This is a genomic window from Dolomitihabitans soli, assembly GCF_022213955.1.
In the GTDB taxonomy this organism is placed as follows: Bacteria; Actinomycetota; Actinomycetes; order Streptosporangiales; family Streptosporangiaceae; genus Streptosporangium_A; species Streptosporangium_A soli.
This window is the reverse complement of sequence record NZ_JAKNTW010000025.1, coordinates 20,029-42,352: the sequence shown is the minus strand read 5'-3', so window position 1 is coordinate 42,352 and position 22,324 is coordinate 20,029. Positions and strand designations below refer to the sequence as shown.

Genomic DNA, 22,324 nt, shown 5'->3' with positions numbered 1-22,324 from the left:
GCACCGGCGGGCCGGAGCGGCCCCGAGTTCACGGGAAGCACCTGAGCACCATCGTTCACGGGTTAACCTGCGGACGTGGATCGTGAGCAACCAGGGAACGGCGTGGCACATGCGGACGACCGGCCGGGCAACGGCGTGGCCGCCGCGCCCCAGGCGCGTGCGGACGGCCTGCCGGGCGGCGCCGTGGCGGCTGCCGCGCCGCAGGCGGAGGCGGTCGGGCGGGTGCTCGGCACGCAGGCGGCGTCCCCCCTGTCGTTCTGGGTGGGGCTGGAGCCCGGCCACGTCCTGCAGCTCGACGACGTGGTGGTGACCCGGCGCACGGTTCCCGGTCACGGTGACGTGCTGATCGCGGGGATCGTCACCAACGTGGAGGCCAGGCACGAGGGCGCGGCCTACGACTCCGACGTCTTCCTCATCGCCGGGGGCGCGCTGCCCGCCGCCGTGGTGGAGACGGCCGAGGTACGGGTGACCCGTGTCGAGCCCGAGGTGTTCGTGCCGCCGCTGCCGGGCGCGGTCGCCTACCGGGCCATGGACGCCGACCGCGACCAGGCCCTCTACTTCGACGTCATGGAACGCCGTGTCCCGATGGGGCTGGGCCGCGACGGCCAGCCCGTGTACGTCAACTTCGACTTCCTCGACGGCACCCGGGGCGCGCACGTGTCGATCTCCGGCGTGTCCGGGGTGGCGACGAAGACGTCGTTCGCCACCTTCCTGCTGTACTCCATCTTCCACTCGGGCGTGATCGGCGCCGAGTCCGCCAACACCAAGGCGCTCATCTTCTCCGTCAAGGGCGAGGACCTGCTCTTCCTCGACCACGCCAACAACCGGCTCGACGACCGGGCGTCGGCGGCCTACGCCCGGCTCGGCCTGCCCGCCCGGCCGTTCACGGACGTCCACGTCTTCGCGCCGCCCCGGCCCGGAGATCGCAACGGCGTGCCGCACGTCTCCGCCCGCACCCAGGGCGTGAGCGCCTTCTACTGGACGCTGGCCGAGTTCTGCCAGGAGGAGCTGCTGCGGTTCGTCTTCGCCGACGCCGACGACGAACGGGCGCAGTACACCCTGCTCGTCGGCCAGGTCGCCGCCCGGCTGCGGATGAACGCCGAACCCTCCGGCGACTCGGGAGCGGTGCTGATCCGGTTGCCCGACGGCAGCCCCGGCCAGCCGTGCCGCACCTACGAGGACCTGGTCGAGCTGATCGACGATCAGCTCACCGGGGAGGGCACGCGGTCGGTGTGGGCGGGCGCGCAGATGACGCTGGGCACGGTCAACGCGTTCCTGCGGCGGCTGCGTTCCTCGATCCGGCCGCTGTCGCCCGTCATCCGGGGCGACCTGCCACGCGGCCGGCCGCACTCGATCAGCACCTCCGACGCGCAGGTCTCGATCGTCGACCTGCACAACCTGCCGGAGCGCGCCCAGCGTTTCGTGGTCGGCGTGGTCCTGCGCGGGGAGTTCGCGCGCAAGGAGAGCTCCGGGACCGCGCGGCCGCTGCTGTTCGTGGTGCTCGACGAGCTGAACAAGTACGCGCCGCGAGAGGGCGACTCGCCGATCAAGGAGATCCTGCTCGACGTGGCCGAGCGCGGCCGGTCGCTGGGCGTGATCCTGATCGGCGCGCAGCAGACCGCCTCGGAGGTGGAGCGCCGCATCGTCGCCAACTGCGCGGTCAAGGTGGCGGGCCGGCTCGACCCCGCGGAGGCCGCCCGCTCGGAGTACGGCTGGCTGACCTCGACCGCGAGGGACCGGGCCACGATCGCCAAGCCGGGCACGATGTTCGTGGCCCAGCCGGAGATCCCGGTGCCGCTGGCCGTCAACTTCCCGTTCCCCGCCTGGGCGACCCGCCCGTCGGAGGCGGCCGCCGGGCCCTCCCCCTCCGCCACCGCGTCCGACCCGTTCGCCGGCCTGGCGGGCGTCGAAGACGACGTTCCCCCGTTCTGATCCGGTGAGGTGATCATGAAGTTCCTGCACACCGCCGACTGGCACGTCGGCAAGGTGCTCAAGGGCCGCTCCCGCGTCGAGGAGCAGACCGCGGTGCTGCGCGAGCTGGTGGACCTCACCCGCCGCGAGGACGTCGACGCGGTCATCGTCGCGGGCGACCTCTTCGACACCTCCGCCCCCTCCCCCGAGGCGCAGGGACTGGTCATGCAGGCGCTGATGGCCCTCCGGGAGGACGGGCGCGACGTGGTGGTCCTCGCGGGCAACCACGACAACCCCCGCCTGCTCGACGTGTACCGCCCGGTGCTCGGCGAGCTGGGCATCCACGTCGTCGGGTCCTTCCGGCGGCCGGAGAGCGGCGGCCTGCTGTCCTTCACGGCCCGTTCCGGCGAGCCCGTACGGCTGGCCGTACTGCCGTTCCTCTCGCATCGGTATGTGGTGCGGGCGGCCGAGGCGCTCACCGGGACCGCGGCCGAGCACAACCGCGGCTACGCGGGACGGTTCGCCGAGCTGGTGGGCGCGCTCACCGCCGACTTCGCGCAGGACACCGTCAACCTGGTCGCGGCCCACGCGACCCTTCCCGGCGGCAGGTTCGGCGGCGGTGAGCGGGAGGCGCAGTCGATCTTCTCCTACTACGTCGAGCCGACGGCGTTCCCGCCCGCCACCCAGTACGCCGCCCTCGGCCACCTGCACCGGCGGCAGCGGATCCCGGGCCCCTGCCCCATCTGGTACAGCGGATCCCCGCTGGCGGTCGACTTCGGCGAGGAGGCCAACACGCCCGGCGCGCTGCTGGTGACCGTGCAGCCGGGACGCCCGGCCGCAGTCCGCGAGGTGGCCGTCACGGCGGCCAGGAGGCTGGCCACCGCGAAGGGCTCGCTGGCGGAGCTCGCGGCGATGGCGGAGGAGTACGGCGACGCCTGGCTCCGGGTGGTCGTCGCCGAGAAGCCCCGGCCGGGACTCGCCGACACGGTGCGCGAGATCCTGCCCGGCGCCCTCCAGGTCGACCTCGACGAGCGGTTCCGGCCGTCGGCGCAGACCAGGACGGGCCGGGGCGCCGGCGTGGTCCGGGGGCCCAGGGAGCTGTTCCGCGGCTATCTCGCCGACAGAGGCAGAGACGACGGCGAACTGTCGGCCCTGTTCGACCGGCTGCACGACGAGGTGACGAGCTGATGCGCCCGTACCGCCTGCGCATGGAGGGGTTCGGCAGCTTCCGGGAGCCCGCCGACGTCGACTTCGCCGACGTCGACTACTTCGCCCTCGTCGGCCCGACGGGAGCCGGCAAGAGCACGGTCATCGACGCGATCTGCTTCGCCCTCTACGGCACGGTGCCGCGCTGGGCCAAGGAGAACGTGGTCTCGCTCGCCCTCGCCCCCTCGGCGTCCGCCGGCAGCGTCGCGCTGGTCTTCGAGGCGGGCGGGCGGCGGTTCGGCGTGGTGCGCGTCCTGTCGCGCAACGCCAAGGGCGTCGTCGGCACCAGGGAGGCGCGCATCGAGGAGCTCGATCCGGGCGCGAGCGCGGCGGACCACGGGATCGTCGACCTGCTCGCGGCGGCCGTCAGCCCGCTGGCGGAGGGCGCGGACGCGGTGACCGCCGAGGTCGAGCGGCTCACCGGCCTGGAGTACAAGTACTTCACCCAGTGCGTGGTGCTGCCGCAGGGACGGTTCGCCGAGTTCCTGCACGCCAAACCGGCGCAGCGGCAGGATCTCCTGGTGCAGCTCCTGGACGCCGCCGTCTACGAGGGCATCCGCCGGCGCGCCGTACAGGAGGAGGAGACGGCCGCCCGCAACGCCGCGTTCGCCCGGGACCAGCTCGCCGAGCTGGCCGGCGCCGACGAGGAGGCCGAGCGGGCCGCCGCCGTCCGGCTGAAGACGCTCCGCGAGATCACCGGGTGGATCGACGCCGAGATCGAGGCCCTGCGGGAACGCGACGCGGCGGTGCTGGCGAAGGAGGCGGAGCGCCGCGAGACGGCGGCCCTGCTGGCCACCCTGACCTCGCTCGCGCTGCCCGCCGAGGTGCCGACGCTGGCCGGCGGGCTGCGCGCCGCCACGGACGAGGTCACCGCGCTCGCCGCCGAGGTGGCCGCGCTGGAGGCGCGGGAGCAGCGCGCCGAGGACGCCCTGGCCGCGCTGGGCGACCGGGCCGCGCCCGCGCACGCCCTGGCGGTTCTCGACGACCTCGACCGCGCCACCGGAGAGCACGGCACCGCCGCCGCGCGGGCCGCCGCCGCCGCGGACGCGACCGGGCCGCTCGCCGACCAGGTGGGGCGGGCGAAGGACGAGCTGGCGGCGGCCGAGACCGCGCGTGACCGCGAACGCACCGCGCACGCCGCCGTCGCCCTGGCCGCCCGGCTCGCCGTCGGCGACCCGTGCCCCGCCTGCCTGCGCCCGGTCACCGAACTGCCGCACCATCCCGCGCCCGCCGACCTCCAGACGGCGGAGCGGGCCGTACGGGAACGCGCGAAGGACCGTGACCAGGCGGTCGCACGTCATCACGACGCGCAGGTCACGGCGGCGAGGCTGCAACAGGTGGCCGACGGCCTGGCGGGCACGATCGCCGAACTGACCGGTCAGGTGGGCGGTCTGGCGAGCGGTGACCGCGAGTCGATCGAGACCGCCCTCGCCGCCATCGAGGCCGCCGAGAAGGACGCCACGCTGGCCAGGCAGGACACGCGGGGCGCGCGGGAGCGGCTGCGCGGGGCGGAACGGCACGCCGAGCGGCTCCGGCGTACGGCCGAGCGGTCCTGGCAGGAGGTGGCCGCCGCCAGGGACACCGTGGTCGCACTCGGCGCGCCGCCGCTCGACCGAGACGATCTTCACCGGGCCTGGACCTCCCTGCTGACCTGGCGGGACGAGGCGGCCGAGGGCCGGCGGCAGGCGATGACGGCGCTGGAGGAGGACCTGGCGCGGGCGGTGGAACGCCGTGACGAGGAGCGCGCGGCGCTGGTCGCCCGGCTGCGCGGGCACGAGCTCCCGGTGCCGGAGGGCGCAGCGCCCGGCCGGATCACGCAGACGGTCGCGGCCGAGACCGCCCGGGCGGAAGCCGCTCTGGACCGGGTCCGCGAGGCTCGCGAGCGGGCCTCGCGGCTGACCGGGCGGGCTCGGGAGTTGGAGCAGGAGGCACGGGTCGCGCACGATCTCGCACTGCTGCTGCGGGCCGACCAGTTCGAGCGGTGGTTGTGCGCCGAGGCGCTGGAACTGCTGGTCACGGCGGCCTCGGAGACCCTGCGTGAACTGTCGGACGGGCAGTACGAGTTCGCGCTCGGGGCCAGGAGCGAGATCGAGGTGATCGACTACGCCGAGGCCGGGATGCGCAGGAACGTGCGGACCCTGTCGGGCGGCGAGACGTTTCAGGCCGCCCTCGCGCTGGCGCTGGCGCTGTCCGACCAGGTCGCCGGCCTCGCCGCGGCGTCGTCCCGCAGCCTCGACTCGATCTTCCTGGACGAGGGCTTCGGCACCCTCGACCCGGCCACCCTCGACACGGTCGCCACCACCCTCGAACGGCTGGCCGCCGGCCGTGAGCGAATGGTCGGCCTGGTCACGCACGTGCCCGCGCTGGCGGAACGGGTGCCCGTACGCTTCGAGATCAGCCGCGACGGCAGCGGATCGCACCTTGAGCGGAGAGCCACGTGACCGCCACCTCGCAGGAGACCACCGGCTTCACCGTCGATCCGTGGGATCCGGGCTACGCCGCCGCGATGACCGCCGAGGCCCTGGTCGAGAACGGCTCGGGGCTGGGCGCCAGCACTGCCGCGCTCGACCTGGACGTGGAGGTGCCCGCCGCGTCGTGGCGGCCGATCGGGCCCGCGCCCGGCACGACCGTGCCCGCCGTACTGCTGATCGCCGACGGGGTGCGCAGGATCGACGCCCGCGTGTGGATCGACGATCCGGGCGGCGCGATGCCCGCGCCGGGGATCACCGCCTCCTACGCCGCCGGGATCGTCCGGTGCGAGCCGGGTTCGGGCGAGCCCGCGACGCTCGCCGCCCTGGCGGTCCGGCGGTCCCTCGTCACCCCGTCGCCGCACGCGCCCGACCTGGTCACCGGCCTCGGCGCGTACACCGCCTGCCCGGCGTCCGACGGCAGCGTCGAGGAGCTGTCCCTGGCGTTGCAACAGCAGGTGACGAAGCTGGAGGTCGACCTCGCCGCCGACTACCGGGCCACCGGCGGCGACGAGCTGCTCCTGGTCGACGGCCCGCTGCGCGGCCGGACCCACCTGCGGCGCACGGTCGGCTACATCAAGACCCACCACACCGCCTACCTGCCCGCGCCGCAGGCGGCGATCGTCACCCGGCTGCGTGCCGGGCAGCGCACCCCGGTCTTCCTGATGGGCACGAGCTGGCGCCGGCACGCGTGGTACCTGCGGCTCCCGACCGGTTCCACCGCGCCGTGGGCGGGGATCGCCCGCTGTGAGGCGGGCGCCGACCTGTCGGGCGACGAGGTGGTGGCGCTGGCCGACGCGATGGCGCTCGTCCTGCCCACCCTCGCGGGCGTCGACTACAAGGATCCCCGGGCGCCGCAGAACCTGGTGCCCATCGGCGGGCTGGAACGGCTGCTCCGTCACCGGCTCGGCGACCCCCGGCTGCTGTACCGGGCTCTGCGGGTCGCCGCGGCCGCCTCCGGGAACGGTATCGGGCCAGGTGGCGGGTCATGAGGAGCCGTTTCGCGGACGTGGTGTTCCTGGCCTGTCCGCAGGAGTGACCGACGCGGCGGCGCGCACGGGTCTGTTCCCGCCGGCCTGCGCGCCCCCCGCCGGTCAGGGGACGGTCAGCAGCGGCATGCTCGCCGGATGAGGCATGAGGGTGGCCTGCTGCCGCACTTCGGGCTGTCCTGGTGGGTTCTAGTGGTGCTTTGGTTCGGGAACGGGAGGGTTGGCGGTCTCCAGGTCGGCGGAAAGGCACTGCCCGCGGAGAACGACTGCGGCTGAGGCGGTGAAGGTGTCTCCGCCGCGGCCGGCTGCTCGTCCGGTGTGCGGCGCGGATCACCGCCGCCGGAGCGGCGGGAGGCGGGCCCGTGCGCCGGTAGGGTTGCGTGAATGGAGCCGGCGCGAACAGAACTTGAGGGAGTGGCCCGTCTGCTGGCCGAGGCCGGGGTCGACGCCAGGCGGCTGCGGGCCGCGCTCGCGCTGCTCTGCGACGGCGCCTGGTGGACCCTCGCCGACCTGGTCAGGGAGTCGGCGACCGCCAGGCGAGGCGTCGAGGCGCTGCTTCGCGAGGTGGAGCCGGAGCGCTCCGGCGACCGCTTCCGGCTCTCGCCCGCCCAGGCCGCCGCCTGCCGCGAACTGGTCGGGGAGGAGCCCGGCGCGCCCGCCGACCCGGTCGCGCATCTGCTGCCCCGGCATGCCGGCGTGCTGGAGCGGATGGCGACGCTGATCGCCGGCGCGCCGCGCGGCCGGTACGCGCTCGACCACGTGGCCGCGACTCCGGAGACGGTGGTGCGCAGGGCGCTGCTGCTGGGCGCGCGGTTCTGGCTGCCGGGCGCGCGACTGCTCTGCGTGGGCGACCACGACCTGACCTCGCTGGCGGTCGCCTTGATCCATCCGTCGGCCCGGGTCACCGTGGCCGACATCGACGAGCGCATCCTGGCCTACATCGACGCGCAGGCCGAGCGCCTGGGTCTCGACGTGCGCACCCGCTGGGCCGACCTGCGCCTGGGCCTGCCGCTCTCCTGCCGCGACCAGGCCGACCTGGCGATCACCGACCCGCCGTACACCCCCGAGGGCGTCGGGCTGTTCGTGGCCAGGGCCGTGGAGGGGCTGCGCGATCCCGAGCGGGGCCGGGTGCTGCTGGCGTACGGCGCGAGCGAGCGCACTCCGATGCTCGCGCTCAAGGTGCAGACGTCCCTGCACGATCTCAACCTCGCCTACGAGGCGATCTATCCAGACTTCAACCGTTATTTCGGTGCCGAGGCCATCGGTTCGGCCGCCGACCTCTACATCCTGCGCCCCACCACCAAGACCGGCCCCGCGGTCACCGCCCGAGCCGACCGTTACGGCACCGCCATCTACACCCAGGGCCCCCAGTCCGTCGAGTCCCACACCGACTCCGCGCCCGCGGTGCACCCGCCGGAGACGCCGAAGGAGTTCCAGCCCGAGGTGCTCGTCGGTGACTGGCCGAAGGACGTCTTCCCCGAGAGGCCGCGCGCCCGCCTGTCCACCTGGCTCGCCAAGCCGTACGCCTCCTCGCCCGAGCGGGTCGCCTGCGCCGTGCCCGCCGGGATGGAGGCCGCCGTCCCGCGCCTGCTGCTGGCCACCCGCGCCCAGCACGTGCGGGTCTCGCTGAACGAGCCGCCGCGCGACCTGCCGGCCCTGGCCGACCTGCTGTCCCCGGTCTACGAACTGGTCCAGGAGCCGGCCGCACGAGGTCTGATCCTCGACGCGGTACGGCTGCCGCCCCCGGGCGACGGCCCGGCCCGGCTGCTGCGCAGGATCATGGACAACGCCCACGGCAAGGTCGCCAACACCTGGCGCGAGGGGCTGATCAGAGCAGGCGGCGACCTCACCAAGAAGCAGGCCCGCGCGGTGGTCTCCGAGGTCGCCCCCTGGGCCGACGACGTCACCCTGCTGGAGCTCCCCGCCCACCGCCTGCTCGACCTGCGCGCCGCGGTGACGGCCTCACTCCTCCACACCACCGGCTGAGCGGCACACCGCCTTCACGAGGACGCCCGCCCTTGTCCGCCACGACGAAGGCGCCGCCGATCATCCCAGCCCCAGGGATCGCCCGGTGGCCCTGTCGTCAGGCGGGGAAGTCCCTGGGGTTGATCGGGCGGGTGTTGACGTTGCCGATCTTCGCTGTGGACTCCCTGGAGTGATGATCAGCCTCACCATGGACACGTCTCGACCACCTGCCATATCCGAGGGTCGGGGCCGGGTGAGTTCCGGTTGACCTCAACCGCCATTGAGGTTGCAGGCTTGTCCCGGAAGACGATGACCGGGAGGAAACGATGCGCGCGGTGTGGTTGCGGGAGTTCGGCGGGCCGGAGGTGCTCGTCGCGGGGGACGCGCCGGATCCGGTGGCAGGGCCGGGGCAGGTTGTGGTCGAGGTGGCGTTCGCCGGCATCACCTTCGTGGAGACGCAGTTCCGGGCGACGGGGAACGGGCCGTTCACGGGCGAACCGCCGTTCATCCTGGGCAACGGAGTCGGCGGAGTGGTCGCCGCGGTCGGCGCCGGGGTGGACGAAGGGCTGGTCGGCAGGCGGGTGATCAGCTCGACGGGCGGTTCCGGTGGGTACGCCGAGCGGGCCGCGGTAGACGCGGCCGGGCTCTTCGAGGTGCCCGGCGGTCTGGCGCTCGACGACGCGCTGGCGCTGCTGGCCGACGGGCGTACCGCGATGATGCTGGTCAAGGCGGCCGAGCCGGCCGCCGGGGAACGGGTGCTGGTCGAGGCGGCGGCGGGCGGGGTGGGCTCGCTGCTGGTCCAGCTGGCACGGGCGGCCGGCGCCGAGGTGGTCGCGGCCGCCGGTGGGACGCGCAAGGTCGAGCTGGCCCGCGAGCTGGGCGCGCAGGAGGTGGTCGACTACCTGGAGCCGGGCTGGGCGGACGCCGTCGGGCGGGTGGACGTGGTGTTCGACGGCGTGGGCGGGCCCATCGGCCGAGCCGCGTTCGAGCTGCTCGGCGAGGGCGGCAGGATGCTCAGCTTCGGGCTCGCCTCCGGCGAGTGGGCGGGAGTCTCCGAGGAGGCCGCGGCGGCGCGCGGGGTGGCGCTGAGGCAGCCGAAGGTGACGCCGCAGGAGATTCGTGACCGCACGGAGAGCGCGCTGGCCGAGGCCGCCGCGGGCCGGCTGCGGCCGGTGATCGGCCAGCGGTTCCCGCTGGAGCGCGCGGCCGACGCGCACGCGGCCATCCAGTCTCGCGCCACCGTGGGCAAGACCCTGCTGGAGGTGACCCGGTGAAGGTCGGGATCAACCTGCCGTCCGTCGGTGTCGAGGGGGCGGGCGACCCCGGCGCGCACGCCCGGCACGCGGAGGAGGCGGGGCTGGAGTCGGTGTGGGTCGGCGACCACCTGATCCCGGTACGCCCCTTCCTGGACAGCACGCTGGTGCTCGCCACCGCCGCCGCGGCCACCGAACGGATCAAGGTCGGCTTCGGGGTGATGATCCTGGCGCTGCGCCCGGTCGCCTGGGCCGCCAAGCAGGTGGCGTCCCTCCAGCACCTGTCCGGCGGCCGGGTGCTGCTCGGCGTCGGTTCGGGGGGCAGCGTGCACGGTGACGCCGCGTGGCGGGCGGTCGGCGTGCCGTACGGGGCGCGGGGCAGGCTGACCGACGCGGCGCTGGAGGTGCTGCCCGGCCTGGTGGCGGGCCGACCGGCCGTGGTGAACGGCGAGGAGGTCACCCTCTCGCCGGGCGCGGCCATGCCGCCGGTCCTGATCGGGAGCGGACCGGCCACGATGCGCCGCGTCGCGCGGTTCGGCGACGAGTGGTACCCGGCGTTCTCCTCGCCCGCCTATCTCGCGGCGGGGATCCGTGAGCTGGCGGAGCTCGCCGAGCGGTACGGCAGGCCCGTGCCGGGGGTGACCGTCTCCATGAGCATCGGCCTCGGCGACCTCCCGGCGTCCGCGATCGACGCCCAGGTCCGCTCGCTCACCCAGTACGGCATGACGGAGGCGCAGGCCAGGGAGGCGTTGATCACCGGGAGTCCGGCGCGGGCCGCCGAGCGCCTCGCCGAACTGGCGGCGGCCGGAGCGGGACGCGTCATCGGCATGCCGTTCAGCGGGGACCGGTTCCGGCAGAGCGAACTGCTCGCCGAGGCGGCCCGGCTGGTGAACGCGCCGCCCGGGTGACGCCGCGGCGTGCCCGACGTGATCGGACAGCACGGACGACCTCCCGGCAGCCGGGGAGCGGCTCGGCCACGAGATCGGGCATCATGGACGCGTGGACGTGAACTATCGCGACACGTTGATCGCCGTAGCCGACGACTGCCAGGTCAGCACCGCAGTGGTGCCGCCGTCGCGGAACGGGCGGAAGACGGTCGCCACGGTGCAGTTCGAGCTGATCGGTGACGACCCCGGCGGCCTGACCCAGGAAGACGTCCTCTTCGAGAGCTGGCTGAGGAGGCAGGAGTCGCCGGAGCCGCCGGCGGCCGAGCGGGCGGAGTTGCGGAGGCAATTCTTCGCCGGGCCCCAGGCGTGCCTGCGTGCCTCGCCGCTGCCGAAGAAGTACGGCTGGGGCCTGCTCTTCGACGAGGCCGGACGGGTCCGGCTGTGCCCGATGGAGTCGGCCGAGTACAAGCGGATCACGCGTGGCGAGGTGCCCGGCGTGCAGGTCCTGAAGGCGATGCGATCCAGCCGCGCCTGAGGGCGGATCGTGGTGACCGAGGCCGACTGCGCATCCACATCCGCGAGGGGGAACCGGTGGCGGCGAACGGCTCGTCGCCACCTACCAGGAGTGGTACGGCCGGGCCCCGCCGTACCACCGTGGTGTTCCCGCGTGACCCGGCCGCCCCGCACGGGCTGCGGTGGCGGCACGTGCACGGGACCTGGATGCCCCGCGGCTGGCGGGGCGCATCCGACTGCGGTCAGAGGCGCTGCCAGAGGGCGGGCACGTTCGGGGGTTCCCAGCCGGCCTGGGCCGTGTGCCCCTGGAGGCAGCGGTAGGTCGCGCCGCCGTACGTGACCTGCGCGCCGCCCTGGTAGCTCGTCCCGGCCTGCCAGGTGCCGCCGCCCGGAGGCGGAGTGCTGGGCGGCGGAGTGGTCGGCGGCGGGGTGCCGGTGAAGTTGAGCACGAAGTCGAACGTGGCCTCCCTGCGGGAGCCGACCGTCTGCACCGTCATGAGCAAGGAGGGGTTGAAGATGGTGTCGGTGTTGTTGCGCGGCTCACCGGGGAAGTAGAGCTGGGTGGTGAGCACCGGCCGGTTCGGGGCCTGGACCTTGACGTGCAGGTGCCTGGTCCGGCCGGGGTAGAGGCCGGGCACGATCGTGGTGAGCTTGAACGCGCCCTGGGCGTCGGTGAACTGGTGCCCGCGGAAGGTGTAGCCGATGTTGTCGTAGGCGCCGTTGGTGTCCGCCTGCCAGAAGTCCAGCAGCGCGTTGGGAACCGGCTGGCAGGAGCGGTTGAACACGTATCCGCTGACGGTCAGGGCGACGCCCGCTCCGGTCAGCACGCTGCGCCGCGGCGAGTTGGGCTTGAAGTACGGGCCCTCGGTCTGCGCGATCGTCGGTGAGTCGCCGTCGTCGCAGAACGGCGTGGGTTCGAGGAGAGCGCCGGAGTCCGCCGCGTTTCTGGCCAGCGCGGGCACCTGGCTGATCAGCAACGGCATCGGGACGGCGATCAGAGCGGCTTTCAGCAGCGTTTTGCGGGTGATTCCCCCGCTGCCCGGTTCTGTTTCGGCGCTCTCTTCCCGAGGGTGCTCTTCCGGAGTGTTCTCGACGTTCATGTGGCCTCCTTGGCCTGGGGGGGCGTTCCCAAGCTGACACCGAGCAACAAGAAGTCAGTACCCTACGAATTTCCATAATTCCGCGATATGGCCATTTCTTTGAAAACAGAGATACCCCGTGGTCGGCGCCGGGATTGACTGGTATTCATAACACTTCGATAGGGGAAAATTGGGAGGGCCACTCCTCGTGCTCTCGCCGTTAGCTTGACGGCACCCCCCGAAACACGAGGAGAGATCACATGCTCCGCAGGAAAGCCGTGACCGTGGGCCTCGCGCTCACTCTCACGATGGTGGCCGTCCCGGCCATCGCCCTCGCCGTGACCGGTGAGGAACCCGCCGCCGGCGACCCCGCCCCCGGGCTGATCGACGCACTGGAACGCGACCTCGGCATCACCGCGGAACAGGCCGAGATCCGCCTGCGCAACGAGAACACCGCCGCCCTGACCGAACCGATCCTGAGCGGACGGCTCGGCGCCGCCTACGCCGGCACCTGGGTCACCGGTCCCACCTCCACACTCGTGGTCGCGACCAGCGACGCCGCGCGGGTTCCCGTCATCCGGCAGACGGGGGCGGAGGCCAAGCTGGTGAAGCACTCCCTCGCCACCCTCGACGCCGCCAAGGCCCGGCTCGACCGGCACCTGGCCGACGCGACCACGGCCGTGCCGACCTGGTTCGTCGACGTGCGGAGCAACAGCGTCGTCGTGCGGGCGGCCGACCCGGCCAGGGCCCGGACACTGATCGCCGCGAGTGGCGTGGACCGGGCCCTGGTCACCGTACAGAAGTCGAACGAGAGTCCGCGGCCGCTCTACGACGTCCGCGGCGGCGACGCGTACTACATGGGCGGCCGCTGCTCGGTCGGGTTCTCCGTGACCAAGGCCGGCTCCCAGGGCGGCTTCGTGACCGCCGGTCACTGCGGCAGGGTCGGCACCGCCACCCAGGGCAACAACCAGGTCGCGCAGGGCACCTTCCGCGGCTCGTCCTTCCCCGGCAACGACTACGCGTGGGTCGAGGTCAACGCGCAGTGGACCCCGCGCGGCGTCGTCAACGCCTACAGCGCGGGCATCATCCCGATCACCGGCTCGCAGCAGCAGGTCGTCGGCGCCTCCATCTGCCGCTCCGGCTCCACCACGCAGTACCGCTGCGGGACCATCAGCCAGCACAACACCAGCGTGACCTACCCCGAGGGCACCATCACGGGTGTCACCCGCACCACCGTCTGCGCCGAGCCGGGCGACTCCGGCGGTTCCTACTTCTCCGGCGGTCAGGCCCAGGGCGTCACCTCGGGCGGCTCCGGCAACTGCTCCTCCGGCGGCACGACCTACCACCAGCCGGTCAACGAGATCCTCTCCGCGTACGGCCTCGCCCTCGCGGGAGCCGGCGGCGGTCCCGACCCCACGCCCACCCCGACCACGACCGTGCCGGGGGGCACCTGGTCCGCGAACACCTCCTACGCCACGGGCGCCCAGGTGACCTACGGCGGCGCCGCCTACCGGTGCCTCCAGGGCCACACCGCCCAGACGGGCTGGGAACCCCCGAACGTCCCCGCGCTCTGGCAGCGCCTCTGACCTTTCCCCGCGCCGGTCCGCCGATGCCCCGCGCCTGCCACGCGGAGCATCGGCGGACCCATGCCTCAGGCCACCTGGGGGGTCGAACCTTCACTCCTTCGTCCTCGGCATCGTCGAGGCGAGCGAGGTCGGCTTCGCGCTCAGCCGGCTCACCCCAGGTCAGGCGGGGCCGGGGATCTCGGGTTCGAGGGCGGCCCCGCCCCGCCGTCCGGACCGGCGCGGGAACCCGGTCAGTTCGCCGAGTCGACGGGCTCGACGGGGAGGTAGATCCGGCCTCCCTCACGGGTGAACTCCTCGGACTTCTCCTTGAGGCCCGCGGTGAGCGCCTCCGCAGCCGAGAGTCCGTGGGAGTCGGCGTAACGCCGCACATCCTGCGTGATCTTCATGGCGCAGAAGTGCGGACCGCACATCGAGCAGAAGTGCGCGGTCTTGGCCGGGGCCGCGGGCAGGGTCTCGTCGTGGAAGGAACGGGCGGTGTCCGGGTCGAGCGCGAGGTTGAACTGGTCCTCCCAACGGAACTCGAAGCGCGCGTCGGACAGGGCGTCGTCCCACGCCTGGGCCCCGGGATGCCCCTTGGCCAGGTCGGCGGCGTGAGCGGCGATCTTGTAGGCGATGACGCCGGCCTTCACGTCGTCCCGGTCGGGCAGGCCGAGGTGCTCCTTGGGGGTGACGTAGCAGAGCATGGCCGTGCCGTACCAGCCGATCATCGCGGCGCCGATCGCCGAGGTGATGTGGTCGTAGCCCGGCGCGATGTCGGTGGTCAGCGGCCCGAGCGTGTAGAAGGGCGCCTCGGCGCACAACTCCTGCTGGAGCCGTACGTTCTCCTCGATCTTGTGCATCGGCACGTGGCCCGGCCCTTCGACCATGACCTGGCAGTCGTGTTCGGCGGCGACGGCCGTCAACTCCCCGAGGGTGCGCAGTTCGGCGAACTGGGCCTCGTCGTTGGCGTCGGCGATCGATCCGGGGCGCAGGCCGTCCCCCAGCGAGAACGTCACGTCGTAGGCGGCGAGGATCTCGCACAGCTCGGCGAACCGCGTGTAGAGGAAGCTCTCCTCGTGGTGCGCGAGACACCAGGCCGCCATGATCGATCCGCCTCTGGAGACGATGCCGGTCTTGCGCCGGGCGGTCAGCGGCACGTAGGCGAGCCGTACGCCCGCGTGCACGGTCATGTAGTCGACACCCTGCTCGCACTGCTCGATCACGGTGTCCCGGTAGACCTCCCAGCTCAGGTTCTCCGGCCGGCCGTCGACCTTCTCCAGCGCCTGGTAGATGGGCACGGTGCCGACGGGGACCGGGGAGTTCCGCAGGATCCACTCCCGCGTCTCGGAGATGCGCCTGCCGGTGGACAGGTCCATGATCGTGTCGGCGCCCCACCGGGTGGCCCAGCGCATCTTGTCGACCTCCTCCTCGATCGAGGAGGAGACGGCCGAGTTGCCGAGATTGGCGTTGATCTTCACCAGGAAGTTCCTGCCGATGATCATCGGCTCGGTCTCCGGATGGTTGACGTTGGCGGGCAGTACGGCCCGGCCCGCGGCCAGTTCGTCCCTGACGAACTCCGGCGGAACGCCCTCGCGCAGCGCGACGAACTCCATCTCCGGCGTGATGGCGCCGTGCCGCGCATGGCCCCGTTGCGTGCGATGGCCCAGGCGCCGGGCCTCCTCGATCCAGCCGGCGCGCAGCGGGGGCAGCCCGGCCGCCAGGTCGGTGAGGTGACCGGGGTCGGTGTACGGCCCCGAGGTGTCGTAGAGGACGACGGCGTCGCCACTGGTCAGGGGGATTTCGCGAACGGGCACCCGGATATCGGGGCGCGAGCCGGTCAGGTACTTCTTTCTTGCGGGCAGCACAACATCGTCTGAGATCGTCACAGCGATCGACAACTCCCTACGCCGGCATTACCCGGTCAGGTTCCGGCGGTCGGCGACCCGTCGTGTCGCCCTCTCAGCCCGGTCGGCCGGGCTCCCGCGTACTGTCGCCTCCGACGTTAACCCACCCCCACCCCTCGCACGCAACCCCTCGCGGCAAGGTGATCCCGTTTCCGGTAAATGGGTTGAATTCCCCTTAAAGCGGCGACAAAGGATCAGGAGACCGGCCCTGCACAAGGAGGCACACGGGTGAGCATCAACGTCACCGTCTGGGGCGAGAACGTCCACGAGCAACGTGAGGAGGACGTACGGCGGCGCTACCCCGACGGCATGCACGGCGCGATCGCGGCCGGGCTGGCCGAGCACCTCGGCGACGGGGCCCGCGTGCGCACGGCCACCCTGCAGCAGCCCGAGCACGGCCTGACGGAGCAGGTCCTCGCGGAGACGGACGTGCTGACCTGGTGGGGCCACGCCGCGCACGACGACGTGGCCGACGAGATCGTGGAACGGGTACGGCTGCGCGTGCTGGCCGGGATGGGCCTGCTCGTCCTGCACTCCGGGCACTACTCCAAGATCTTCAGATCCCTGATGGGCACCAGCTGCACGGTCAACTGGCGGGACGCGGCCGAGCGCGAACTGGTCTGGCCCGTCGACCCCGCCCACCCGATCGCCGCCGGCGTCCCCCGCCCACTGGTCATCGACGCCCAGGAGACGTACGGCGAGCCGTTCGGCATCCCCGCGCCCGACGAGCTGGTCTTCATCAGCTCCTTCGCGGGCGGCGAGGTGTTCCGCAGCGGCTGCTGCTACCGGCGCGGGCACGGCCGGGTGTTCTACTTCAGCCCCGGGGACCAGGCCTATCCCGTCTACCACCAGCCGGAGATCCGCCGGATCCTGGCCAACGCCGTCCGATGGGCCGGGTCCGCCTCCACCCCGGCCGAGCCGCCGCACAACGCGCACACCCCCATCCAGTGGTAGGAGCCGCATGACCTTCAGCACCATCCCCGATGACCGGCCGCTGCGCGGCGTCATCGTCGGAGCGGGATTCATCGGCGGCCAGTGGGCCCCCGAACTCCTCCTGCACCCCGGCACCCGCCTCGTGGGCTGGGCCGACGTCGAGGAGAGCCGGGCCCGCGAGGCCGCCGACTCCCTCGGGCTCGACGACCTGCCCGTCAGCTCCTCGGCCACCGGCCTCCTCGAGGGTGCGGAGCCCGACTTCATCGTCAACTGCACCGTCCCCGCCGCGCACCACGAGGTGACCGTGGCCGCGCTCGAACGAGGCGTCTCGGTGATCAGTGAGAAGCCGATGGCGGTCACCTTCGCCGAGGCCAAGTCCATGGTCGCGGCGGCGGACCACGCTCAGCGGCTGTTCGCGGTCAGCCAGAACCGCCGTCACCTGCCCGGTCTGGCCGCCTACCGGCGTACCGTCGCCGGGCTCGGGCCGCTCGGCATGGTGTCCTCGGAGTTCTCCATCCCGTACCGCGGCGCGCCTTTCCTGGACACCCTGGAGCATCCGCTGATCCAGGACATGGCCATCCACCTGTTCGACGCCGCGCGGGCCGTCTCCGGCACCGATCCCGTCTCGGTCTACTGCGAGTCGTTCCAGCCGCCCTGGACCTGGTACCCGGGGAACTGCTCCGCCACGGCGGCATTCGAGATGACCGGCGGCGTTCGCTACACCTTCACCGGCAGCTGGTCGGCCCCCGGGTTCCCCACCTCGTGGACCGGCCGCTGGCAGGCGACGGGCACCCGGGGGGCCGCCCGCTGGGACGGCGACGCCACCGTGTCGGTGGACCCGGCCAAGGGCGAGACGCTGGAGACGTACGAAGTGGGGCCCGACCCGTTCCCGGGCAGGACCAGGTTCCAGGGGCTGGCCGAGCAACTGGAGGAGTTCGTGACCGGCCTGCGCACCGGCCGGCCGCCGCAGGGCGAGTGCCACGACAACCTCCGCAGCCTCGCGATGGTGACGGCGGCGCTGGACTCGGCCCGCGCGGGGACCAGGGTCGCCGTACCGGTCTGACCCGCTCGGATCGGGCCCGCGCCGCCATGCCGGTACAACGCGAAACCGCCCGCACCCCTCAAGCGGGTGCGGGCGGTCTGCGAGTCCGTCAGGCCTTGTACTGCGGGTAGCCGTAGCCGACGACGTCGGACTTCGGGCGGACCCGATGCTCCACCTTGCCGTTGCCGGTGTTGCCTTCGATCGTGGAGATGGTTCCGTCTCCGTTGTCCTTCTTCACCAGGCCGACGTGGTCGATGGCGCTGATGTCCTTGGCGCCGCCCCAGTCGTAGAACACCACGGCGCCAGGCTTGGCGTCGGTGCCCCAGCGCTGGTTGGTCTTGAACCAATTGGCGTAGGTCACCGTGTAGGCGTCCCAGCCGACGCTGGACCGGACTCCGGCCTTCTCGCCCACCCAGGAGACGAACATGGCGCACCAGGGCGCGTTGGCGTACGAGGTCACGCTGCCGCCGTCGCGGGCGGTGGTCTCCTTGGCGCGCTGCGAGCTCATGTACCAGGAGTGGAAGGGGGTGCCGCCACCGCTGGCGTTCTCCTTCACGCCCACCTGCTGCTCGGCCACCCGCAACACCGCGGCGGCCGAACCCTGGGTGAGGTTCTGTGTGGTGACGCCTGCCCTGCCCTCCATGGGGTTGTCGGCGGCGAGGACGGGACCGCCCGCGAGAACGGCGCCTGCGACAACGGCGGCGCCGGCCGCGGACATGATGGTACGGGGGAAGTGCTTCATGCGGGGGTTCAACTCCTTGCTTCCATTCCGCCTACCGGGTTAGCTGTCGGGTTCGGGCGTGGAAGTGCCCTACGGAGCGCCATCAGAAATCGGCGCCCGATTCACCCCAGAGGTGCTGTGGGTCCCCGGTTCCGCGAGAGTGCGGATTCGGCGGCCGCGTCCCTGCAGACACATGTCCATGCAGGTGAGGCGCGGTCTCGGCAGTATCAGGCAACTAGAACGCACTTTGCGTCAAGGTTATGCCCGTTGACTCCCATGAAAGTATGCGCTGACCCTGGAACAGTGCAAGAGGGATTCACGGCCTGACTACTAAACCCCTTACGGGGCAGGGCTTCAGGACCGCAAACTTTACCTTTACCGACCCGGGACAGGCGTTCGGAGATGGTCCCGGACCAGTTCGGCGAATTCCTCGGGAGTCGTAATCCGCACCCCCAGTCCCACGGCTTTCTCCTTCTTCGTCTCCAGGTCGCCGATGCCGAGGGCCGCGCGGCTCGCACGGCGGCTCAGGCCCGGTTCGTGAGGCCCGAATTGTCGGTGGCACCAGGCAGGATAGGTCTATGACCGACACGCCCCCCAGCACCGTTCTGGCCGACGACACGGCCTACGCCGAAGCCGTCCAGCTTGCCGTGGATTCCGCCGCCGCCTACTACGCCGACGGCACCTCGACGCTCGACGACGACGCCTACGACCGGCTGGTCCGCGGCATCCAGGCGTACGAGGAGGCACATCCCGAGGCGGTGCTCCCGTTATCGCCGACGGGCAAGGTGGCCGGCGGGGCCGTGGTGGGCGATGTGCCGCACACCGTGCCGATGCTCAGCCTCGACAACGTGTTCGGCGCCGAGCAGCTCGCCGACTGGGCGGCCGGGCTGGAGCGCAGGCTCGGCAGGCCCGTCACGGTGTGGAGCGTGGAGCCCAAGCTCGACGGGCTGGCGATCTCGGCCCGCTACCGGAACGGCCGCCTGGCGCAACTGGTCACGCGTGGCGACGGCACCGCGGGCGAGGACGTCTCGCATGCCGTCGGCACCATCGTCGGCCTGCCCGCCCGGCTGGCCGACGCGGTCACGGTGGAGCTGCGCGGCGAGGTCATGATGACCGCCTCGCAGTTCGAGGAGGCCTGTGCCAAGCGGCAGGCGCATGACGGCACGACGTTCGCCAATCCGCGCAGTGCGGCGGCGGGCACGTTGCGGGCGCAGGACCGGCCCTACGTGTGCGAGCTGACGTTCTTCGGTTACGGTGTCCTGCCGCCGCCCGGCGACGACTCCGAGCTGGCCGTACGCCTGCGGGAGCTGCCGCACAGCGAGATCATGGGCTGGGTGGCCGGGCAGGGCGTGCAGACCACGGTCGCCACGCCCGTCGCCGGCATCGTGGCCGACACGCTGGAGCGGGTGCAGGAGCGCGTCGGGGAGATCGCCGCGGCCCGTGCCGAGCTGGCGTTCGGCATCGACGGCATCGTGATCAAGTGCGACCTGGCGGCCGACCAGGCCGAGGCGGGGTTCAGCTCCCGGGCGCCGCGCTGGGCGATCGCCTACAAGCTGCCCGCCACCGAGAAGATCACCAAGCTGATCGGCGTGGAGTGGAACACCGGCCGCACCGGCATCATCGCCCCCCGCGCGGTGCTGGAGCCGGTCGAGCTCGACGGCAGCGTCGTCACCTACGCCACCCTGCACAACGCCGCCGACATCCGCCGCCGGGGGTTGATGCTGGGCGACAGCGTGGTCGTCTACAAAGCCGGCGACGTGATTCCCCGGGTCGAGGCTCCGGTCGTGCACCTGCGCACCGGTGATGAGCAGCCGATCGAGGTCCCGCAGGTCTGCCCGTCCTGCGGCGACGCGATCGACGCCTCCCAGGAGCGGTGGCGGTGTGTACGCGGGCGCGCCTGCCGGGCGATCGCCTCCATCGGCTACGCCGCCGGCCGCGACCAGCTCGACATCGAGGGCCTGGCCGAGAGCCGTATCCAGCAACTGCTGGACGCCGGATTGATCACCGATTTCGCCGATCTGTTCTTCCTGGCCCGCGAGCAGGTGCTGGACCTGGAACGGATGGGCGAGACCAGCACCGACAACCTGCTGGCCGCCATCGAGCGGGCCAAGGCGCAGCCGCTCAGCAGGGTGTTCTGCGCGCTGGGCGTCCGCGGCACCGGCCGATCCATGAGCCGCCGCATCGCCAGGCACTTCGGCAGCATGGACGCCATCCGCGCGGCCGACGCCGAGGCGATCCAGGCGGTGGAGGGTATCGGCCCGGAGAAGGCGCCGGTGGTGGTGGCGGAGCTGGTCGAGCTCGCCGGCCTCATCGACAAGCTGGTCAAGGCCGGGGTCGCCATGACCGAGCCGGGCTGGACGCCGCCCGCCGATCCCGGCGCCGAAGCGGAGGCGAGTGACACGTCCGAGCTGCCGCTGGCCGGGATGTCCGTCGTGGTGACCGGCGCCATGAGCGGCGAGCTGGCGGCGCTTACCCGCAACCAGATGAACGAGCTGATCGAGCGCGCCGGAGGCAAGGCGTCCTCCAGCGTGTCGGCGAAGACGTCGCTGCTGGTGGCCGGAGAGAAGGCGGGCTCCAAGCGGACCAAGGCCGAGAGCCTGGGCGTGCGGGTCGTCGGCCCGGAGGAGTTCGCCGGCCTGATCGGCCCGTTCATCTGATCAGGGCTGGGTGCACGAGGTCGTCACGCCCTGTGGCCGGAGGCGGGATTCGACCGTTGGCCGCGTTCAGGAATAAGGCCGCTCACCACCACGCTTATGGCGGTTGAATGTTCAACGAAGGATGGTGAGCACGATGCAGTTCGGGATCTTCACCGTGGGGGACGTCACCATGGACCCCGTGACGGGCAGGATGCCGAGTGAACACGAGCGGATCAAGGCGATGGTCGCCATCGCGCTCAAGGCCGAGGAGGTCGGTCTCGACGTCTTCGCGACCGGCGAGCACCACAACCCGCCCTTCGTGCCGTCGTCGCCGACGACCATGCTCGGCCACATCGCGGCGCGGACCGAGCGGCTGATCCTCTCCACGGCCACCACCCTGATCACCACCGGCGACCCGGTCAAGATCGCCGAGGACTTCGCGATGCTCCAGCACCTGGCGGACGGCCGGGTGGACCTGATGCTGGGCCGCGGCAACACCGGGCCGGTGTACCCCTGGTTCGGCAAGGACATCCGCCAGGGCATCCCGCTGGCCATCGAGAACTACGCGCTGCTGCACCGCCTGTGGCGGGAGGACGTCGTCGACTGGGAGGGCCGCTTCCGTACCCCTCTGCAGTCCTTCACCGCGACGCCCCGCCCGCTCGACGGCGTGCCGCCCTTCGTCTGGCACGGGTCGATCCGCAGCCCGGAGATCGCCGAACAGGCGGCCTACTACGGTGACGGGTTCTTCGCCAACAACATCTTCTGGCCCAAGGAACACTTCATCCAGCTCGTCGGGCTCTATCGGGAGCGCTTCGCCCATTACGGTCACGGCACCCCCGAGCAGGCCGTCGTCGGGCTCGGCGGGCAGGTGTTCATGCGCGCGAGGTCACAGGACGCCGTGCGCGAGTTCCGCCCCTACTTCGACAACGCGCCGGTGTACGGCCACGGCCCGTCGCTGGAGGAGTTCACCGAGCAGACCCCGCTCACGGTCGGCAGCCCGCAGGAGGTCATCGACAAGACCCTGACCTTCCGTGACTCCTTCGGCGACTACCAGCGTCAGCTGTTCCTGATGGATCACGCCGGGCTGCCCCTGAAGACCGTGCTGGAGCAGCTCGACATCCTCGGTGCGGAGGTCGTGCCGGTCCTTCGCAGGGAGTTCGCCGCCGGCAGGCCGGCGGCGGTGCCCGACGGCCCCACCCACGAGGCCCTGCTCGCCGCCGCCGCACGGCCCGTCCCCGCGTCGTCCTAGCCA

16 protein-coding genes and 2 riboswitches are annotated in these 22,324 nt (G+C 72.3%); of the genes, 13 read left to right on the top strand and 3 right to left on the bottom strand.

The genetic code is table 11. From position 1 onward, the window contains the following. Positions 1-75 precede the first annotated feature (75 nt). The 8 genes from MBA17_RS36335 (at position 76) to MBA17_RS36300 (ending at position 11,214) form a co-directional block, all read left to right on the top strand. Entirely contained in the window at positions 76-1,932 is a 1,857-nt protein-coding gene (locus MBA17_RS36335; RefSeq protein ID WP_238502033.1) for an ATP-binding protein, read from the top strand. A 15-nt stretch (positions 1,933-1,947) separates the two neighbouring features. Next, positions 1,948-3,099 carry an exonuclease SbcCD subunit D gene (locus MBA17_RS36330; protein WP_238502032.1) on the top strand — a complete coding sequence of 384 codons (1,152 nt, stop codon included), beginning with the start codon at positions 1,948-1,950 and terminating at the stop codon, positions 3,097-3,099. Further along, the gene (locus tag MBA17_RS36325; RefSeq protein ID WP_238502031.1) at positions 3,099-5,558 is read left to right on the top strand and encodes an AAA family ATPase; all 2,460 of its coding nucleotides are present in this window, start codon (positions 3,099-3,101) and stop codon (positions 5,556-5,558) included. Before MBA17_RS36330 ends, MBA17_RS36325 begins: the two co-directional genes overlap by 1 nt. Then, positions 5,555-6,577 carry a hypothetical protein gene (locus MBA17_RS36320; RefSeq protein WP_238502030.1) on the top strand — a complete coding sequence of 341 codons (1,023 nt, stop codon included), beginning with the start codon at positions 5,555-5,557 and terminating at the stop codon, positions 6,575-6,577. Before MBA17_RS36325 ends, MBA17_RS36320 begins: the two co-directional genes overlap by 4 nt. A 411-nt stretch (positions 6,578-6,988) precedes the next feature. Further along, entirely contained in the window at positions 6,989-8,560 is a 1,572-nt protein-coding gene (locus MBA17_RS36315) for a bis-aminopropyl spermidine synthase family protein (protein WP_238502029.1), read from the top strand. A 305-nt stretch (positions 8,561-8,865) separates the two neighbouring features. After that, a complete protein-coding gene (locus MBA17_RS36310; protein WP_238502028.1) occupies positions 8,866-9,813 on the top strand; it encodes a zinc-binding dehydrogenase in 948 nt (315 codons plus the stop codon). Beyond that, the gene (locus tag MBA17_RS36305) at positions 9,810-10,700 is read left to right on the top strand and encodes an LLM class flavin-dependent oxidoreductase (RefSeq protein ID WP_238502027.1); all 891 of its coding nucleotides are present in this window, start codon (positions 9,810-9,812) and stop codon (positions 10,698-10,700) included. Before MBA17_RS36310 ends, MBA17_RS36305 begins: the two co-directional genes overlap by 4 nt. 91 nt (positions 10,701-10,791) lie before the next feature. Further along, positions 10,792-11,214, top strand: a complete 423-nt coding sequence (locus MBA17_RS36300) for a DUF6157 family protein (RefSeq protein WP_238502026.1) — start codon at positions 10,792-10,794, stop codon at positions 11,212-11,214. A 220-nt stretch (positions 11,215-11,434) separates the two neighbouring features. On the opposite strand, the gene MBA17_RS36295 is transcribed toward MBA17_RS36300, so the two are convergent. Next, complete coding sequence (locus MBA17_RS36295; RefSeq protein ID WP_455432923.1) at positions 11,435-12,292, bottom strand: dioxygenase family protein; 858 nt, start codon at positions 12,290-12,292, stop codon at positions 11,435-11,437. 239 nt (positions 12,293-12,531) lie between these two features. On the opposite strand from MBA17_RS36295, the gene MBA17_RS49860 reads away from it, so the two are divergent. Next, entirely contained in the window at positions 12,532-13,857 is a 1,326-nt protein-coding gene (locus MBA17_RS49860) for an alpha-lytic protease prodomain-containing protein (RefSeq protein WP_274386503.1), read from the top strand. Between the two features lie 230 nt (positions 13,858-14,087). Here MBA17_RS49860 and thiC read toward each other — a convergent pair whose 3' ends face one another. Then, on the bottom strand, positions 14,088-15,716 hold the full coding sequence (gene thiC, locus MBA17_RS36285; protein WP_238502122.1) for a phosphomethylpyrimidine synthase ThiC: 1,629 nt from the start codon (positions 15,714-15,716) through the stop codon (positions 14,088-14,090). Between the two features lie 2 nt (positions 15,717-15,718). Then, positions 15,719-15,830, bottom strand: a riboswitch (TPP riboswitch). A 138-nt stretch (positions 15,831-15,968) separates the two neighbouring features. On the opposite strand from thiC, the gene MBA17_RS36280 reads away from it, so the two are divergent. Beyond that, positions 15,969-16,694, top strand: coding sequence for a ThuA domain-containing protein (locus tag MBA17_RS36280; protein WP_238502025.1), 726 nt, complete (start codon positions 15,969-15,971; stop codon positions 16,692-16,694). Positions 16,695-16,701: 7 nt separating this feature from the next. Then, positions 16,702-17,736 carry a Gfo/Idh/MocA family protein gene (locus MBA17_RS36275; protein WP_238502024.1) on the top strand — a complete coding sequence of 345 codons (1,035 nt, stop codon included), beginning with the start codon at positions 16,702-16,704 and terminating at the stop codon, positions 17,734-17,736. Positions 17,737-17,824: 88 nt separating this feature from the next. On the opposite strand, the gene MBA17_RS36270 is transcribed toward MBA17_RS36275, so the two are convergent. Then, positions 17,825-18,457, bottom strand: a complete 633-nt coding sequence (locus tag MBA17_RS36270) for a CHAP domain-containing protein (RefSeq protein WP_238502023.1) — start codon at positions 18,455-18,457, stop codon at positions 17,825-17,827. Between the two features lie 13 nt (positions 18,458-18,470). After that, a riboswitch (cyclic di-AMP (ydaO/yuaA leader) is annotated at positions 18,471-18,620 on the bottom strand. 394 nt (positions 18,621-19,014) lie between these two features. Between MBA17_RS36270 and ligA the strand changes: the two genes are divergently transcribed. Continuing rightward, positions 19,015-21,093, top strand: coding sequence for an NAD-dependent DNA ligase LigA (gene ligA, locus MBA17_RS36265; protein WP_238502022.1), 2,079 nt, complete (start codon positions 19,015-19,017; stop codon positions 21,091-21,093). A 133-nt stretch (positions 21,094-21,226) separates the two neighbouring features. Continuing rightward, positions 21,227-22,321, top strand: coding sequence for an LLM class flavin-dependent oxidoreductase (locus MBA17_RS36260; RefSeq protein WP_238502021.1), 1,095 nt, complete (start codon positions 21,227-21,229; stop codon positions 22,319-22,321). The last annotated feature ends 3 nt before the right edge of the window (positions 22,322-22,324 follow it).

What these genes read in the sequence shown, in the direction of transcription:
- MBA17_RS36330 (WP_238502032.1), top strand. Translation starts at nt 1,948, where the DNA reads ATGAAGTTCCTGCACACCGCCGACTGGCACGTCGGCAAGGTGCTCAAG.
- MBA17_RS36325 (WP_238502031.1), top strand. Translation starts at nt 3,099, where the DNA reads ATGCGCCCGTACCGCCTGCGCATGGAGGGGTTCGGCAGCTTCCGGGAG.
- MBA17_RS36310 (WP_238502028.1), top strand. Translation starts at nt 8,866, where the DNA reads ATGCGCGCGGTGTGGTTGCGGGAGTTCGGCGGGCCGGAGGTGCTCGTC.
- MBA17_RS36295 (WP_455432923.1), bottom strand. Translation starts at nt 12,292, where the DNA reads ATGAACGTCGAGAACACTCCGGAAGAGCACCCTCGGGAAGAGAGCGCC.
- MBA17_RS49860 (WP_274386503.1), top strand. Translation starts at nt 12,532, where the DNA reads ATGCTCCGCAGGAAAGCCGTGACCGTGGGCCTCGCGCTCACTCTCACG.
- MBA17_RS36275 (WP_238502024.1), top strand. Translation starts at nt 16,702, where the DNA reads ATGACCTTCAGCACCATCCCCGATGACCGGCCGCTGCGCGGCGTCATC.
- MBA17_RS36270 (WP_238502023.1), bottom strand. Translation starts at nt 18,457, where the DNA reads ATGAAGCACTTCCCCCGTACCATCATGTCCGCGGCCGGCGCCGCCGTT.
- ligA (WP_238502022.1), top strand. Translation starts at nt 19,015, where the DNA reads ATGACCGACACGCCCCCCAGCACCGTTCTGGCCGACGACACGGCCTAC.
- MBA17_RS36260 (WP_238502021.1), top strand. Translation starts at nt 21,227, where the DNA reads ATGCAGTTCGGGATCTTCACCGTGGGGGACGTCACCATGGACCCCGTG.